Annotated in this window: 13 protein-coding genes; 6 read left to right on the top strand and 7 right to left on the bottom strand. The window is 70.4% G+C overall.

All coding sequences use genetic code 11. The features are described from left to right. Positions 1-79 precede the first annotated feature (79 nt). Together FL344_RS16280 and FL344_RS16275 are read left to right on the top strand one after the other, a co-directional pair. A complete protein-coding gene (locus tag FL344_RS16280) occupies positions 80-2215 on the top strand; it encodes a sulfatase-like hydrolase/transferase (protein WP_141619177.1) in 2136 nt (711 codons plus the stop codon). Next, positions 2205-2573: a PaaI family thioesterase gene (locus FL344_RS16275; protein WP_194863132.1), complete on the top strand. Its 369-nt coding sequence runs from the start codon at positions 2205-2207 to the stop codon at positions 2571-2573. The genes FL344_RS16280 and FL344_RS16275 overlap by 11 nt, the downstream gene beginning before the upstream one ends. A gap of 87 nt (positions 2574-2660) precedes the next feature. Here the strand turns inward: FL344_RS16275 and FL344_RS16270 are convergent, their stop codons facing one another. Next, positions 2661-3224 (bottom strand): NADH-quinone oxidoreductase subunit B, encoded by a 564-nt coding sequence (locus tag FL344_RS16270; protein ID WP_013939311.1) that lies wholly within the window; start codon positions 3222-3224, stop codon positions 2661-2663. A 6-nt stretch (positions 3225-3230) separates the two neighbouring features. Continuing rightward, positions 3231-3602, bottom strand: coding sequence for an NADH-quinone oxidoreductase subunit A (locus tag FL344_RS16265; RefSeq protein ID WP_011552801.1), 372 nt, complete (start codon positions 3600-3602; stop codon positions 3231-3233). Between the two features lie 249 nt (positions 3603-3851). On the opposite strand from FL344_RS16265, the gene FL344_RS16260 reads away from it, so the two are divergent. Further along, a complete protein-coding gene (locus FL344_RS16260; protein WP_194863131.1) occupies positions 3852-5414 on the top strand; it encodes a methyl-accepting chemotaxis protein in 1563 nt (520 codons plus the stop codon). A 3-nt stretch (positions 5415-5417) separates the two neighbouring features. Here the strand turns inward: FL344_RS16260 and FL344_RS16255 are convergent, their stop codons facing one another. The 4 genes from FL344_RS16255 to FL344_RS16240 all read right to left on the bottom strand — a co-directional run bounded on the left by FL344_RS16255 (position 5418) and on the right by FL344_RS16240 (position 10627). Continuing rightward, positions 5418-5654 carry an amphi-Trp domain-containing protein gene (locus FL344_RS16255; protein WP_090488968.1) on the bottom strand — a complete coding sequence of 79 codons (237 nt, stop codon included), beginning with the start codon at positions 5652-5654 and terminating at the stop codon, positions 5418-5420. A 93-nt stretch (positions 5655-5747) separates the two neighbouring features. Then, positions 5748-6638 (bottom strand): sigma-70 family RNA polymerase sigma factor, encoded by an 891-nt coding sequence (locus tag FL344_RS16250; protein ID WP_141619174.1) that lies wholly within the window; start codon positions 6636-6638, stop codon positions 5748-5750. Next, positions 6635-9751, bottom strand: coding sequence for a tetratricopeptide repeat protein (locus tag FL344_RS16245; RefSeq protein WP_141619173.1), 3117 nt, complete (start codon positions 9749-9751; stop codon positions 6635-6637). Before FL344_RS16245 ends, FL344_RS16250 begins: the two co-directional genes overlap by 4 nt. 57 nt (positions 9752-9808) lie before the next feature. Next, positions 9809-10627, bottom strand: a complete 819-nt coding sequence (locus FL344_RS16240) for a PHP domain-containing protein (RefSeq protein ID WP_141589766.1) — start codon at positions 10625-10627, stop codon at positions 9809-9811. 118 nt (positions 10628-10745) lie between these two features. Between FL344_RS16240 and FL344_RS16235 the strand changes: the two genes are divergently transcribed. The 3 genes from FL344_RS16235 to FL344_RS16225 all read left to right on the top strand — a co-directional run bounded on the left by FL344_RS16235 (position 10746) and on the right by FL344_RS16225 (position 12164). Beyond that, entirely contained in the window at positions 10746-11033 is a 288-nt protein-coding gene (locus tag FL344_RS16235; RefSeq protein ID WP_141589767.1) for a hypothetical protein, read from the top strand. A 62-nt stretch (positions 11034-11095) separates the two neighbouring features. After that, positions 11096-11530 carry an OsmC family protein gene (locus FL344_RS16230; protein ID WP_011552807.1) on the top strand — a complete coding sequence of 145 codons (435 nt, stop codon included), beginning with the start codon at positions 11096-11098 and terminating at the stop codon, positions 11528-11530. A gap of 106 nt (positions 11531-11636) precedes the next feature. Then, entirely contained in the window at positions 11637-12164 is a 528-nt protein-coding gene (locus tag FL344_RS16225; RefSeq protein ID WP_228565100.1) for a hypothetical protein, read from the top strand. 74 nt (positions 12165-12238) lie between these two features. Here FL344_RS16225 and speA read toward each other — a convergent pair whose 3' ends face one another. After that, positions 12239-14269: a biosynthetic arginine decarboxylase gene (gene speA / locus FL344_RS16220; RefSeq protein ID WP_194858337.1), complete on the bottom strand. Its 2031-nt coding sequence runs from the start codon at positions 14267-14269 to the stop codon at positions 12239-12241. Between the last annotated feature and the right edge of the window lie 161 nt (positions 14270-14430).

Here is a 14430-nt window from a genome sequence, read left to right as displayed (position 1 = left end):
TCGCGCGGAGCGCACGTTGGCGAGGGGCGGTCGTCCGACCGGCACACGCCTGTTTCAATCGGGTATAGAAGAGGAGGTCATGCCCGAATCCCCCCCTTCAGGCATTCTCCGTTCCTGGTGGCCGCGCCTGCTCGTGGGGGCCGTGCTGGGTGTGTTGCTGTTCGCCGCCGAGTCGTGGCTGCTGCTGCGCTCGGGTGTCGTGGGCATGGACATCCCGGTGGATGGCCCCTACGCCGCGTTGATGGCGGCCGTGCGGCTTGTCCTCCCTGGCCTGCTGTTGCGAATCGCTGCCGTGTATGCCGTGGCCGGCATGGTGCTGGCCGTGGCGGGGACATTGCTTGCGCGTGCCTGGAGACGGGGCGGCGCGTGGGCGACGTTGGGGCAGGGGCTGCTGCTGTTCGTGCTGCTGGCGTGGGACCGGGCCATCGCGCGTCCGGCCCTCTTCGATGACCTGCCCGCGCTCCGGTCGTTGCTGGCCTGGCTGGTGGATCATGGCGAGCCCTGGCATCCCCGCGCGGTGCTGGCGGCCTGGCTGGTGGCGCACGCGGCGGTGTGGGTGGCGCGCACGCGGCAGTGGCGGCGCGCGGGATGGGCAGGCGCGGCGCTGGCGGGCGTGGCGGGGCTGCTGGTGGTGGGGAAGGGGATGGCTGGACGCGGCGCGCCCGAGCATCCGCTGGTGGTCGTCATCGGCATCGACGCGTTCCGGCCGGATCGGCTGAAGTCGCAGGGAGGAACGGGCGAGGTGGCGCCCCACGTGGAGCGCCTGCTGGAGGAGGCCACGCTCTTCACCCGCGCGTACACGCCCATTGCCCAGACGGAGCCCGCGTGGCGTTCGCTGCTCACCGCGCGGTGGCCGCACGAGACGGGCGTGCGCTACTCGCTGACGTCCGACTCGCGGATGCAGCTCCAGCGAACCTTCGCGGAGTCCTTCTCCCAGGCGGGGTGGCGCACGGTGTTCGCCACCGACTGCTCGCGCTTCCACGCGGAGGGGCCCGCGTCCGGCTTCGAGACGCGCCTGCAGCCGCCGCGCGGGGCGGTGAACTTCCTCCTGGAGAAGCTGCGTTACCGCGCGCTGGGCATGTTCGCCGACCACGCGTTGGGCGCCGCCTGGTTGCCCGAGTTCATCGACAACCGCGCGCTGGCCGGCATCCACGACCCCATGGGCTACGCGGAGCGGCTGGCCTCGCGGCTGGTGGACGAGGCGAGCCAGGGCCCCACGTTGTTCGCCTTCCACGCGACGGCGGCGCACTTCCCGGGCGACCCGGTGCATCCGTTCTATCGCCGCTTCGTGCCCGCCTCGGAGCCGCTGGAGCGCCGGCTGCGCATGCACTTCGCCCCGGTGTCTCCAGGCGCGAAGGGCGGCTGGAACCGGGCGGGCGCGGAGGCGCTCTACGACGAGCTGATTGCACAGGCGGACGCGCAGGTGGGGACGCTGCTGGACGCGCTGCGCCGCTCCGGGCGCTACGACGATGCGCTCATCCTCCTGCTGTCGGACCATGGCGAGAGCTTCCACGCGGACCGCGAGGACCTCGCGGGCGCCACGCCGGTGCATGGCGCGCGGCTGTCGGAGGAGGAGAACCGCATCCTCCTGGCGGTGAAGCCGCCCAAGGGACGGGGGACGGCGCCAGCCCTGGTGGACTCGCTGGTGCGGTTGGTGGACGTGGGGCCCACGCTGCTGGAGCTGTCCGGGCTGCCGGGCCTGTCGGATGTGGACGGCGTGTCGCTGGCGCCGCTGCTGCGCGGCGAGGACCTGGGCCCGCTGTCGCTGTACGCCGAGACGGGCTTCACCCATGTGCTGCCGGAGGTGTTCGACCCGGGGCACTGGCCGGGGGCGCCTCGCTCCTTCGACGCGTACCGCATCCGTCCGGATGGCGTGGTGGAGATGGGGCCCGCGGCCCACGCTCGCATCCTCCAGGAGAAGGACGTGGGCGCCTTCGACGGCCAGCGCTGGTGGGTGGACCGGCCCCAGGCCAACGGCACGGTGCTGCGCGCCTGCCAGGGCGACTGTGAAGGGCCGGACGCCCTGGCGCTGGAGGCGTGGTTCGACCGCGTGCAGGGCCGGATGGCGGCGGGAGGCTGGCGTAAGGTGGCCGGCCATGTCGACGACTCCGGACACCCAGAGCCTTCAGGAACGCTACGCGCCCCAAAACAGCTGCTTCGGATGCGGCCCGGCCAACGCCCAGGGCCTGCGCATCCGCAGCCGCGTGGAGGGTGATGCTGTCGTCGCGGAGTGGACGCCGCAAGAGCACCACCACGCCTTCGACGGCGTGCTCAGCGGCGGCATCGTCGGCACGCTGCTGGACTGTCACTGCAACTGGACAGCGGCCTACCACCTGATGCGCGCGCAGGGCGGGGACGCGCCGCCGTGCACCGTCACCGCCGAGTACGCCATCACCCTCAAGCGTCCCACGCCCATGGCCGGGCCGCTGCGCCTGGAGGCGAAGCCGGTGGAAATCCAGGGGGACCGCGCCGTCATCGAAGGCACGCTCACCGCGGGAGGGAAGGTGACGGCCACCTGCCGGGGCACCTTCGTCGCCGTGAAGCCGGGCCACCCCGCGTACCACCGCTGGTAGTGGCGCCAGAAATACCAAGGCCCCGGCGCTTCCACCGACTGAGGCGGGAAGCGGGCGGGGCCCTGGCGGTACCGCGCGTGGGGCGCGTTACTTGTTCATGGACAGCAGCAGGTTGTGCCGCGCGGCCGTGGGGTTGGCCTCCTCGCGGTCCGCGATGCGGTGGACCTGGTTGCCAATCTTGTCCTGCAGCAGCATCAGGCCGTCGAGCACCTGCTCCGGGCGCGGCGGGCAGCCGGGGATGTAGACGTCCACCGGGATGATGCGGTCGATGCCCTGGAGCACCGCGTAGTTGTCGTAGAAGCCGCCCGAGGACGCGCACACGCCGAAGGCCACGACCCACTTGGGCTCGGCCATCTGCTCATAGACGCGCTTGAGGATGGGGGCCTGCTTCAGGTTGATGGTGCCCACCACCATCAGCAGGTCCGCCTGGCGCGGCGAGAAGCGGGGGAACTCCGCGCCGAAGCGGGAGATGTCGTGCCGGCTGGCGGCCACAGACATGTACTCCATGCCGCAGCAGGCCGTGGCGTACGGATAGGTGAAGAGCGAGTACTTGCGCGCCCAACCCAGGCCCTTCGAGACGATGGACTGGAGCCAGCCCATGGACTCGTCACGGCGGGTCGTCACGATGTTTGCGAGGTCAGCGTCAGCCATGATGTCTCAGCTCTCCCAGTCCAGAGCGCCCTTCTTCCAGATGTAGATAAGGCCGACCACCAGCGTCACGGCGAAAACCAGCATCTCCACGTACCCGAACCAGCCGAGCGCCTGGAAGTTCACCGCCCAGGGGTACAGGAACACCGCTTCCACGTCGAACACGATGAACAGCAGGGCCACGACGTAGAACTTCACCGCGAAGCGCTGCCGCGCCGGGCCGCTCGACTCGGAGCCGGCCTCGAAGCTGGTCGCCTTGATGGCGCTCGGGCGGCGAGGACCCAGCCGCGTGGTGATCTGGGGAATGAGCATCGCCATGCCACCCGCCAGCAGCAGGACGACGGCCAGCGGCAGGTATGGCGTGAGGGGAGTCGGAGTCATCGCGCGCGGAACCTAATGACACCGTGCTCGCAATGTCAAAGGGAAAGTCCAGGGAGCAGCGCGCCAACCCCTTGAGATGACGGCGAAAAGCGGTGTTCATGGGACCCCGGGGCGCGCCTGGCGTGGATCAGCCGCCCGCACGGCTCCGCTCTGGTCGGCCGGTTTGACGCTCCGCGAAGGGACGCCTACCGTCCGAGAACCGTCGGTATCCATCCGGCGTGGAACTTTCTCACCGGGGAGATGGCAAGCATGTGGGGCCGGCTCGGCTTGCGGACGCAGGTGGCCATCGCGGTGCTCGTGCCGTGCCTGGCGGTGGTGAGCTTCTGCGTCGTGTACTTCCCCATGCACCAGCGGGAGGTCACGCTGGAGTTGCTCCAGAAGCGGGTGCGGGTGGTGGCGCGGCTGATATCGCAGCACCCCGCGCTCCTGTCCGCGGACAGCACGCCGGAATCCACGGCCCGGGTGCGGGACGTGTTGTCGATGCTGGAGGCCCCGGAGGCGCTGAACGAGCGCAGCGGCTTCACCCTGCGCTACCAGGGGCTGGTGTCGGCGGAAGGCACCGTGCTCCATGGGCGCGGCTCCATTCCCACGGCCATCCGCTCGCTCGGCGTGGAGGGGCTGGATGGCTGCGCTACGTCCACCCAACACGACGAGGTGTCGGTCCGCTGCGCCAGTGGTGAGCGCATCTACGTTGCGGGCTTCGGCGTCCAGGAAGCGCTCAGCTCGGTGGATGACATGCGGGGCGCGGTGCTGGCCGGACTGGCGGGTGCGCTGGTGCTGGGGCTGGCCCTGTCGTTGTTCATCAGCCGCGCCATCGCCGAACCGGTGGCACGGGTGACGGAGGTGGTGCGGGACGTGGCCCGGGGCGACATGTCGCGCGGGGAGCTGGACGTGCCGGCCACGGGCGAGGTGCGCCTCATGGCGCAGTCCTTCAACAAGATGCTGGGCACGCTGCGCACCTCGGTGATGGAGATGGTTTCGCGCACGGAGCAGCTGTCCGGCGCGTCGCGGGGCCTGTTGGGGGCGTCCGCGGACCAGGAGCACGTCATCAGCCAGCAGGCGGCGTACGCGCAGCAGATTGCCGCCACGTTCGAGGAGCTGAGCCGCACGGCCGAGCAGATTTCCAGCTCCACGGAGGTGGTGGAGTCGAGCGCGCGGCGCACCCACGAGGCCGTGGCGGAGGCCATGGCGGTGGTTGCGCAGGTGGTGGCGGGCATCAACGACATCCGCACCGAGTCCAAGGGCGTGGCGGACGCGATTGTCGGCCTCAACCAGGACCTGCAGCAGGTGTCGAAGATTGCCCAGGTCATCAACCAGGTGGCGGAGCGCTCCGACTTGCTGGCGCTGAACGCGGCGCTGGAGGGCACCAAGGCGGGCGAGGTGGGGCGGGGCTTCTCGCTGGTGGCCGCGGAGATGCGCAAGCTGGCGGAGAACGTGTCCGCATCCGCGCGTGACATCGCCCGCATCGTGGAGAAGGTGCAGGACTCCGGCGAGGAAGCGGCGGCCAAGGCCCGCGTGGGCATGGCCACCAGCGACCGGGGCGTGGAGGTGGCCGAGCAGGCCTCCTCCGTGTTCCAGCGAATCGTCGAGCTGGCGCGCGGCACCAGCGAGGCGGCGCGGCAGATCACCATCGCCACCCGTCAGCAGCGCCAGTCCAGCGAGCAGGCCGTGCAGGGCGCCCGCAACGTCGCGGAGCTGGTGAAGCAGGGCGTGGACGCGACGGGACGCACCACGCGCATCGCCCAGGACCTGCAGGCGGTGGCCGAGGGGCTCACCGCCGTCACCAGCCGCTTCAAGACGACGCGGAACTGAGGCTCACTCCCGCTGCCAGCGCAGCTGGAACTCGACCTCGTCCACGCCGCCCTCGCGCTCGTGCTCGATGTTGAAGAGCGCGTCGGCGGGGATGCGCAGGCGCTCGCCAGCAACCTGGATGTTGAAGGCCTTGCCCTCCTCGATGGCGTCGGCCAACCGCCGCAGCTTCGCGACGAAGTCCTTGCGCGGGTACGTCTTCTCTAGGTCTCGGTTCGCTCGCTTCGCCTTCTTCTGCGCCATCGTTGAGGGCTCTTTCGTCCAGGGTTCCCCTGGATGATGGCATCGCCCGCGATGAATGCGCAGCCTGAATCAGCGCGGCAGTCGAGGCACGCGTCAGCCCATCAGCCGGTGGAGGCTGAGGTCCAGGCGGCTCTGGACCAGGCCCAGGAGGCTCTCCACCTCGCGCCCGTCCAGCTTCAGCCGGGCGGCCAGCTCTCGGTGGGTCTGCTTCAGGAGCCGCTCACGGGCCTGGGCCACGTGGCGTGCAACGCTGGAGCGGGGCTCTGCGTACAGCGTGGCGATGCGGTCCATGGTGAGGCCGTGGAGGTGGTGCAGGCGCAACAGCGCGCGCTCCCGTTCGGACAACGTTGCCAGCGCGGCCTGGAGGGATTCGGACAGGGCTTGCCGGGAGTGGGCCTGGAGCACGTTTCGCTCGGGGTCGTCCCGGGACAACAGCTGCTCCAAGGCCTCCGGAGGTGTGGAGGACTGCTCGTGGCGGCCGGTCTGCTCCAGCAGCTCGCCGCCGATGCGCGAGGCGACGATTCGCACCCAGCCGCCCAGCGAGCCCCGGCCCGAGTACTCCGCGATTTTCGGCGCGCCGCCGTGAACGCCCAGCAGGAGCCGCTGGCGCGTCACCTGGAGCACCTCGTCCACCATCGCCGTGAGGTGCCGGGACAGTCGTGCGGCGGCTTTCTGGAGGACGTGCTTCTCGAAGAGCTGCAACGCCTGGGGCTCTCCCTGGGCACAGGCACACGCCAGGTAGACGTCCGCGGCATGGAGCTGCTTGAGCGCATCCAGGGGTGGGCCTTCCGCGCGCAGGTGCCGGCCCACGTGGTGCAACAGGGCCGCGGGCGCCAGCGCCACGGTGGGCCACGCCGCACGGCCTTGGTCGAGCAGCTCCGTGAGCAGGGCCTCCAGCGCGGGCGCGGAGCGCAGCGTGTCGTGCAGTGACTCGGGTGCCCCCGCGAGCAGCAGCGGCGTCAGCGTTTCCGGAGCCTGGCTCATCGGGTGACCTCGCTCACGCGGGGCAGGTGCCGCGCGTGCCATGCCTCGAGTTCGTCGTGCTCGCGCCGGGCGCGCAGACCCTGGGCTTCCAGCCACGCTTTCGCCTCGCGGACGAGGGCCGTGGCCTGCTCCCGTCCCTCCGGAGTGGGCCGTTCCCACAGGGCCCGTGCGAGGAGGAAGGACACTCGCGCGGCTTCCTTCCGGTCCAGCCACACGCGAGCATGGATGCGCCGTGCGCGCTCGAGCAACGGGACGGCTTGCTCGGGCGCGCGCAGGCTCAGGTGGGCCTCTCCGAGGCAGGCGAGGTCGAGCGCGACGTCCGGGCTGTCGTCCCCCTGCGCGGCTTCATCCAGCGCCAGGGCGCGCTGGCAGCGGGTCAGCGCCGCCCGGAATGCGCCCGTCTCCAGGTCCACCCGGGCCAGGTCGCGCACCACGCCACATGCCACCACGCTGTCGGTGCCGTTCGCCTTCTGGAGGAGGCCAAGCGCCTGCGTCAGGTTGCGCCGCGCCGCCGCCGGCCGGCCCGCGCGCAGGTGAATGAGGCCCAGGTTGCGCAGCGACATCTCCAGGCGCGGCGAGTCCTGGCCCACGCTGCGTTGGATGCGCTCCAGCGCCTGCTGGTTGTGGGCGAGCGCCTCGTCGAGCCGGTCGGAGTCATAGGCCACCATGCCCAGCCCACCGAGCGCGGTGACGGTGCTGGGGTGGTCCGTCCCCTTGCTGCGCTCGAAGATGGCCAGGGCTCGCGCATAGTGGCTCCGGGCTTCGTCCAGGCGCCCCTCGCGGCGCAGCAGGCCGGCCAGGTTGTTGAGGGGGGCGGCCAGGCTCGCGTGGTCCTTGGAGCGCGCGGCCTCCAGCAGCGCCAGCGAGCGTTGGAACGTGTCGAGCGCTTCTTGCGTGCGGCCCAGGGCGAGCAGCTCGGTGGCGATGTTGTTGAGGTTGAGCGCGAGCACCGGGTGCTCGGGGCTCCACTGTCGCTCCTGGAACGCGTAGGCCTGCGCCTCCTGGTAGAGCGCCAGGGCCTCCTCCGCGCGAAGCTGCCGCGAGCGGACGCGTCCCAGTCCGGTGAGGAAGTACGTCACGCGAGGCCGTGAGGGGCCCGCGGTCCTTCGCGCCAGCTCCAGTCCCTGGGTGAACTCCGCGTCCGCTTCGTCCAGCTTGCCCTGCACCAGGAGCAAGCCGCCCATTCGCAGGTGCAGGTCGGTGGCGATGTGCGGGAAGCGCTCGCGGCCCAGCCGCTCCACCGCGGCGCGGGCGTGGTGCACCAGCCGGTTCGCCTCGTCCATGCGCGCCATCTGGTCGCCCACCACCCACAGGAGGAGGTTCCAGACACGGGCCACGGTTTCGTCGTCGCGGCCCGCCTCGGCGGCCCAGAGCGCCTTGTAGAGGTGCTCCTCGGCTTCCTTGGGCTTGCCCGCGAGCCCATGGGCATAGCCGTGCAGCGTGAGGACCTCTGCCTCCAGCGGCCGGTAGTCCAGCCCCTGGATGTCCTGAAGCAAGGCCGTCGTCTCCTTCAACGCGCCGGAGTGGTTGCCCGCGTCCATGTGGGCCCGTGCCTCGGCCAGCTTGCGCCGCGCCGCGTCCACGCGAGGCCGCAGGGCATCCGGAGGCTGCGGCCGGTTCGCCAGCTCCGGAGCATCCCGGCAGCCGGAGACGCCCTCCAGGGACGCCACCATCTGCGGCGCGTGCTGCACCGTCCTCGCGTCCGCCTTCTCCAGCACGTCGACGACGGCGGCCAGGTGCCACAGCCGTGTGTCCAGGCACGCGGCCGTCTGCCATGAGGCATGGGTGTCATCGCGCGAGGCCGCGCACGCATCGGTGCGCAGCTCGCGCCACGTGTCCGCGTGTCCGTCGAGCGTGCTGGCGACGGCTTCCCACGCGGCGGCGGCGAAGGGCTTGCCCGTGGCGAGGAAGGCCGCATGGATTCGCGCGCGACGCTCCGGTCCCCAGATGGTGGTGAGCCGCTCCGCCTCCAACTCGCAGCGGGCCTGCCTCCGATGCGCCGCCACGTAACCCACGGTGAGCCCTACGAGACACGCTACGGCGGCGGAGGCGCCCACCCAGGCAAGGCGCCTTCCAGCGCGGGGGGCCAGCTCGGTCAGCAGCGCCTCCATCGATGGGAAGCGCTCTTCCGGCTGGGCTCGCAAACCCCGCAGCACCGCGCGCCGCACACGGGCCGGGATTTTCGATTCGCGCTCGGGCGCGCGGATGCGTCCTTCCCGCGCGGCCTGGCCCAACGCCTCCAGCGTCCGGCCCTCGAAGGGGCGCACGCCGTGGAGCGCTTCGTACAGCGCCACGCAGAAGCTGAACTGGTCCGAGCGCGCGTCCACGCCGTGACCTTGAAGCTGCTCGGGCGCCATGTACGCGGGCGTGCCCAGCAGCGCGCCCGAATGGGTCAGCGGCGAGTCCACCAGCGAGGCTGGCGCCGTCACCGTGTCCAGGCTCACTGGCGCGGCGTGGCCCGAGACTCGCCGGTGGGAGGGCCGGGCCAGACCGAAGTCCGTCACCCGCACGCGCCCATCCTTCCCGACCAGCACGTTGCCCGGCTTGAAGTCGCGGTGGACCAGCCCGGCGGCGTGAGCGGCCGCCAGTCCCCGGCCCGCGTCCACGAAGACGCGCACCACGTCCTGCCAGGGCCTCGGCGCCTCCAGCCACTCCGCCAGCGACGCGCCCTCCACCAACTCCAGCGCCAGGAAGACACAGTCCTCGCAGACGCCCACGTCGTAGACGGTGACGACGTGCGGATGGGCCAGCCGGGCCAGGGCCTGAGCCTCGCGCAGCAGCCGCAAGCGCAGCTCCTCCAGGTGCCGGCCCTCGGGGCGCAGCAGCTTCAGCGCGACCCTTCGGTCCAGCTCCGGGTCATGGGCCGCGTACACCTCGCCCATGGCGCCCCGGCCAATGCGCTCCTGCACCACGTAGCGTGAGAGCTGGGTGCCCGTGGTCACCAGCGGGCCATCGTCGGGCAGGGGCACGGCCTCCGCCGCACTGGCGCCCAGGGCGAGGTGCTCCTGGCAGCGCTCACATCCTTCCACGTGGGCCAGGACGCGCGTGCGGTGCGCGTCCGGGAGCGCCCCTTCGAGGAAGTCGCTCAGTGTCGTCTCGCTCGGGCACCCCATGGAGGCCCGGAGACTAACAAATTCCTGGACTTTTCACTTTTACCCGCCTGTGGCGGCTCAGGCCTGGGCGCGTGACTTGAGGCGGGCGAAGAGCTCGGGAGGCATGGAGGCGGTGCCCAGCCGGTGGTCGGCGGAGATGGCCTCGCCGTGGAAGTCGCTGCCAGCGGTGGGGACCAGGCCCAGCTCCTTGGCCAGGCCGAGATACTTCTGGCGCACGCTGGGGTTGTGGTCCTCGTGCAGCACCTCGAGGCCCGCCAGTCCCGCCTGGGCGAGCGCGCGGATCTCCAGTCGCTCCATGCGTGATGAACCCGGGTGGGCGAGGGTGGCCGTGCCGCCCGCGTTGCGGATGAGGCGGATGGCGTCCTCGCCCGCCAGCTTGAAGCGCTCCACCCAGGCGGCGCCGCGCATGCCCAGGAAGCGGTCGAAGGCCTCCTTCACGTCCACCACCCAGCCGCGGTCCACCAGCACGCGGGCCAGATGGGGACGGCCCAACTGTGCGTCGCCGGCCACCGCCCGGACGTGCTCCATGCGCACGGGGTAGCCCAACTGCCGCATGCGCTCCAGCAGGGCTTCCATGCGCTGCTCACGCTCCAGCCGGAGCCGGTCGGCGAAGCGAGCGATGTCCTCGTCGTCCGGCCTCAGGAAGTGCCCCAGGATGTGGCACTCGCGTCCATGAATGAACGCGGAGATTTCGATGCCCGGCACCAGCTCCACGCCGTGGGCGCGCGCCGCCACCTCGGCCTCGGCCAACCCCGCGACGGTGTCGTGGTCGGTCACCGCCAACACCGTCACCCCGGCGGCGGCGGCCCGCGCCAGCAGCTCCGTGGGCGCATATTGACCGTCGCTGGCGGTGGTGTGCGAGTGCAGGTCAATCACGGCGGGCTCCAGGGTGTGGGGGGAATGTTCCCCATACGCGACCTATGCCGGGTTTCACACCAACTTGCGGCATGGGGGGTGCCGCCGCCACCCTGGGTGTGGCTACTGTCCGAGTCCTATGGGCAAGAAGTCCGATACGACCATCGAGAACCGGGTCTACCTTTTCGAGTCATTGGCGAGCAGCTACGTGGCGTCCGCCACCGAGGTCTTGGCCTCGGAGGACCCCGCGGTGCGGCAGCGCGCGCGCCGGGCCCTGGCGGAGCTGGCCTTCGTGTCCTGTGTCATGGCGGACACTGCTCATCTGCCGGCCGAGCAGGTTCGGGCCCAGGTGCTCGGCGCGCCCGAGCGCGTCCCGGAGGCACCTTCGAAGGTGTCCGGCGGCGCGGCCCGGAAGCGCAACAAGTAGCGGCCCCTGCCGCGGTTCGGGTGGTATGTCGGCGGAGCCCTTTTGCTTCGAGGAGCGCCGACATGAGCCCGCCGCAGACGCCCGCCACGGGCGTGGTGATGACGCTGGTCAGCCAGCCCCAGTTCAAGACGCAGCTCACCCATGGCCCGTCGGGCACGGTGAATCAGACGGAGGCGCCGCGCGACAACGGCGGCACCGGTGGCAGCTTCTCGCCCACGGACCTGGTGGGCGCGGCGCTGATGTCGTGCGCGGTGACGACGATGCACCTGTTCGCCTCGCGTGAAGGCATTGCCCTGGGCGAGGTCAGCGCCCGTGTGGAGAAGCGGATGTCGCCCCCGCCGCGCCGCATCGCCGAACTGGTGCTGGACATCCAGATGCCGGCCGGCCTGTCCGCCGAACACCGGGCCACACTTGAGAAGGTGGGCCGTGAGTGCCCGGTGGCCCGCAGCCTCCACCCGGACGTGAAGCTGCCGCTGACGTTCAGCTATCCGGACTGAGGACGCCAGGCCGCTTGCCCTCCAGGGGGCCTGCCCGCGAATGCTGCGGGTGGGCCCCTTCGTGTTCATCCTCCCCGACTGCGGGGCTCGTCCTGGAGGACACGGCATGCATGCGAAGCGGCTGGGCATCTACCTCAATGACCACCTGGCGGGCTCGGTGGGCGGGCTGGAGCTGGCAATCCGCACGGAGGCGGAGAACCACGGCAACCTGCTGGGCCGCTATCTGGCGACGCTCATCCCCGAGCTGAAGGAAGACCAGACCACGCTGCTATCGGTGATGGACGCCCTGGAGCTGAAGCGAGATGGGCTGAAGACGCGCGCCGCGTGGGCCGTGGAGAAGGTGAGCCGGCTGAAGTTGAACGGCACGTTCGTGCGCTATTCGCCCTTGAGCCGGCTGCTGGAGTTGGAAGGCCTGTGCTCGGCCACGGACGGCCGATTGTCCCTCTGGCGCACGCTGGCGCGCGTGTCGGTGAAAGACGCGCGGCTCGCGGTTTTTCCCTTCGAGTCGCTCGTGCAGCGCGGCGAGGCGCAGCGCTCCGTGCTCCAGCGCCTGAGGGCCCAGGCAGCCGACGTGGCCTTCGCGGAGGAGCCGCAGCCCTTCGGGACCGGAGAGCCTCTCGTCGCGGGTCAGTGACGGACGCCCGGGCATGAAGAAGCCCCCTGCCGCGGCGAGCGACAGGGGGCGAGGACTTCATTCTGGCGCGGGGCTCAGGTGCCCGACGTTCCCGAAGCGCCGGCGGGCGGCGTCGTGGGCCGGGCGCCCGAGGCGTCCGGCGTGGGCACCAGACGGAGCTGGCTGGCGCTGCTGCCGAAGCTCGCGTCCACCTCGCGCTCCAGGTACGTGTAGCCGGACAGGCCATCCTCGTACATGCGCAGCAGGTTGCGCGATTCGTCCAGGGTGATGCGGCCCTGGCGCAGCGCGGCCTCGGTGAACTTGCGCAGCTTCGCCACCAGGTCGTCCTTGGTGTAGCTGACGTAGTTGAGCACCTCCGTCACCGTGTCGCCGGCCACCACATTGTCGATGAGGTAGCCCCCGTTGGGCCCCAGCGACACCTGCACGGCGTGCGTGTCGCCGAACAGGTTGTGGAGGTCTCCGAGGATCTCCTGGTAGGCGCCCACCATGAAGATGCCCAGGTAGTAGTCGTCATCGTTGAGCGCGTGCAGCTCGAGGGCGTCCTTCACCTCGCGCTTGTCGATGAAGTGCTCGATCTTCCCGTCCGAGTCGCAGGTGATGTCCGCCAGCGTCGCGCGGCGCGTCGGCTTCTCCGCCAGCCGGTGGATGGGCATCATCGGGAAGAGCTGGTCGATGGCCCACGAGTCCGGCAGCGACTGGAACACGGAGAAGTTGCAGAAGTACGTGTCGTTGAGCGCCTTCTCCAGGGAGTCCAGCTCCTCGGGAATCTCGCCCTGCTCACGCGCGATGCGCATGATTTTGTGGCAGGTGGCCCAGTAGATGTTCTCCGCCGCCACGCGCTGCTCCAGCGACAGGTGGCCCAGCGAGAAGAGGGTGAGGCTCTCCTCCTTGGCGTCCTGCGCGTCGTGCCACGCCTCCAGCAGGTTCTTGTTGGTGACCTCGCGGTAGGTGGACCAGAGGTTGCGCACCACGGAGGGCGCCTTCTCGTCCACCTTGTCAGGGACCGGCGCCGGGCCGAACTCACTGGTGCCCAGCACATCCACCACCAGCACCGCGTGGTGCGCCACCACGGCGCGGCCGGACTCCGACACCAGCGTGGGGTGCGGCACGCCGGCCCGGTCGCAGGCCTCCATGACGCCGAACACCACGTCGTTGGCGTACTCCTCCGTGGTGTAGTTCATGGAAGAGGCGAAGTTCGTCTGGGAGCCGTCGTAGTCCACGCCCAGGCCGCCGCCCACGTCCAGGTACTTCAGCGGCGCGCCCTGACGGGCCACCTCCACGTAGAAGCAGCCCACCTCACGCAGCGCGTTCTTCACATTGCGGATGTTGGAGATCTGGCTGCCCAGGTGGAAGTGCAGCAGCTCGAAGGAGTTGAGCAGGCCCGCGTCCTTCATGAAGCCGATGCAGTTCATCAGCTCGGAGGAGGTCAGGCCGAACTTGGAGCGGTCGCCGCCGCTGGCCTCCCACTTGCCGGCGCCGCGCGTGGACAGCTTCACGCGAATGCCCAGCCGGGGGGGGATGCCCGTGCGCCGGGCGACCTCCGCGATGAGCGGCAGCTCGCTGGGCTTCTCCACCACCAGGATGACGTTGCGGCCCAGGCGCGAGTAGAAGAGCGCCGTCTCGATGTACTCCTCGTCCTTGTAGCCGTTGCAGATGACGAGCGCGTTCTCGTTCTCCAGCAGCGCCATCACCGCGAGCAGCTCCGGCTTGCTGCCGGCCTCCAGCCCGTAGTTGTAGCCCTTGCCCGCCTCGATGAGGGTCTCCACCACGTAGCGGTGCTGGTTCACCTTGATGGGGTACACGCCGCGGTAGCCGCCCTTGAACCCCTGATCGTTCATGGCCTTGCGGAAGGCCTCGTTCAGGTGGACCACGCGGTGGCGCAGCACGTCCGTGAAGCGGATGAGCAGCGGCAGGCCGATGCCCCGGCGGCGCACTTCGTCGACCAGCTCCTTCAGGTCCATGTTCGGGGCCTGGGGACCGTCCGGATGGACGATGACATGGCCCTTCTCATTGATGCCGAAGTAGGGGTTGCCCCAGTTCCGGATTCCGTACAGCTCGTGCGCGTCGGCAAGGGTCCAGCGGTGGGGAGGGGCGTTTACGGGCATCGGCGTCTCGAGGCTCCCTGGGGTAGATGGGGTGGACTCCCGTGAACAACGGACGATCACAGGAATCGCGCGGGAACTATCGGAAAGCCCCTCGGTATTCAACAGCCGCTTGTGCGGAGGGCAGGCAGGCTGGCGGGGCGGCCGCCCGGTGCTCCTCCTCC

The sequence above is a fragment of the Myxococcus sp. AB036A genome (assembly GCF_006547355.1).
Taxonomy (GTDB): domain Bacteria; phylum Myxococcota; class Myxococcia; order Myxococcales; family Myxococcaceae; genus Myxococcus; species Myxococcus virescens.
The sequence above is the reverse complement of the archived record's forward strand: the minus strand, read 5'-3'. Positions and strand labels throughout refer to the sequence as shown.

What these genes read in the sequence shown, in the direction of transcription:
- FL344_RS16235 (WP_141589767.1), top strand. Translation starts at nt 10,746, where the DNA reads ATGGGCAAGAAGTCCGATACGACCATCGAGAACCGGGTCTACCTTTTC.
- FL344_RS16250 (WP_141619174.1), bottom strand. Translation starts at nt 6,638, where the DNA reads ATGAGCCAGGCTCCGGAAACGCTGACGCCGCTGCTGCTCGCGGGGGCA.
- FL344_RS16245 (WP_141619173.1), bottom strand. Translation starts at nt 9,751, where the DNA reads ATGGGGTGCCCGAGCGAGACGACACTGAGCGACTTCCTCGAAGGGGCG.
- FL344_RS16260 (WP_194863131.1), top strand. Translation starts at nt 3,852, where the DNA reads ATGTGGGGCCGGCTCGGCTTGCGGACGCAGGTGGCCATCGCGGTGCTC.
- speA (WP_194858337.1), bottom strand. Translation starts at nt 14,269, where the DNA reads ATGCCCGTAAACGCCCCTCCCCACCGCTGGACCCTTGCCGACGCGCAC.
- FL344_RS16255 (WP_090488968.1), bottom strand. Translation starts at nt 5,654, where the DNA reads ATGGCGCAGAAGAAGGCGAAGCGAGCGAACCGAGACCTAGAGAAGACG.
- FL344_RS16280 (WP_141619177.1), top strand. Translation starts at nt 80, where the DNA reads ATGCCCGAATCCCCCCCTTCAGGCATTCTCCGTTCCTGGTGGCCGCGC.
- FL344_RS16270 (WP_013939311.1), bottom strand. Translation starts at nt 3,224, where the DNA reads ATGGCTGACGCTGACCTCGCAAACATCGTGACGACCCGCCGTGACGAG.
- FL344_RS16225 (WP_228565100.1), top strand. Translation starts at nt 11,637, where the DNA reads ATGCATGCGAAGCGGCTGGGCATCTACCTCAATGACCACCTGGCGGGC.
- FL344_RS16230 (WP_011552807.1), top strand. Translation starts at nt 11,096, where the DNA reads ATGAGCCCGCCGCAGACGCCCGCCACGGGCGTGGTGATGACGCTGGTC.
- FL344_RS16265 (WP_011552801.1), bottom strand. Translation starts at nt 3,602, where the DNA reads ATGACTCCGACTCCCCTCACGCCATACCTGCCGCTGGCCGTCGTCCTG.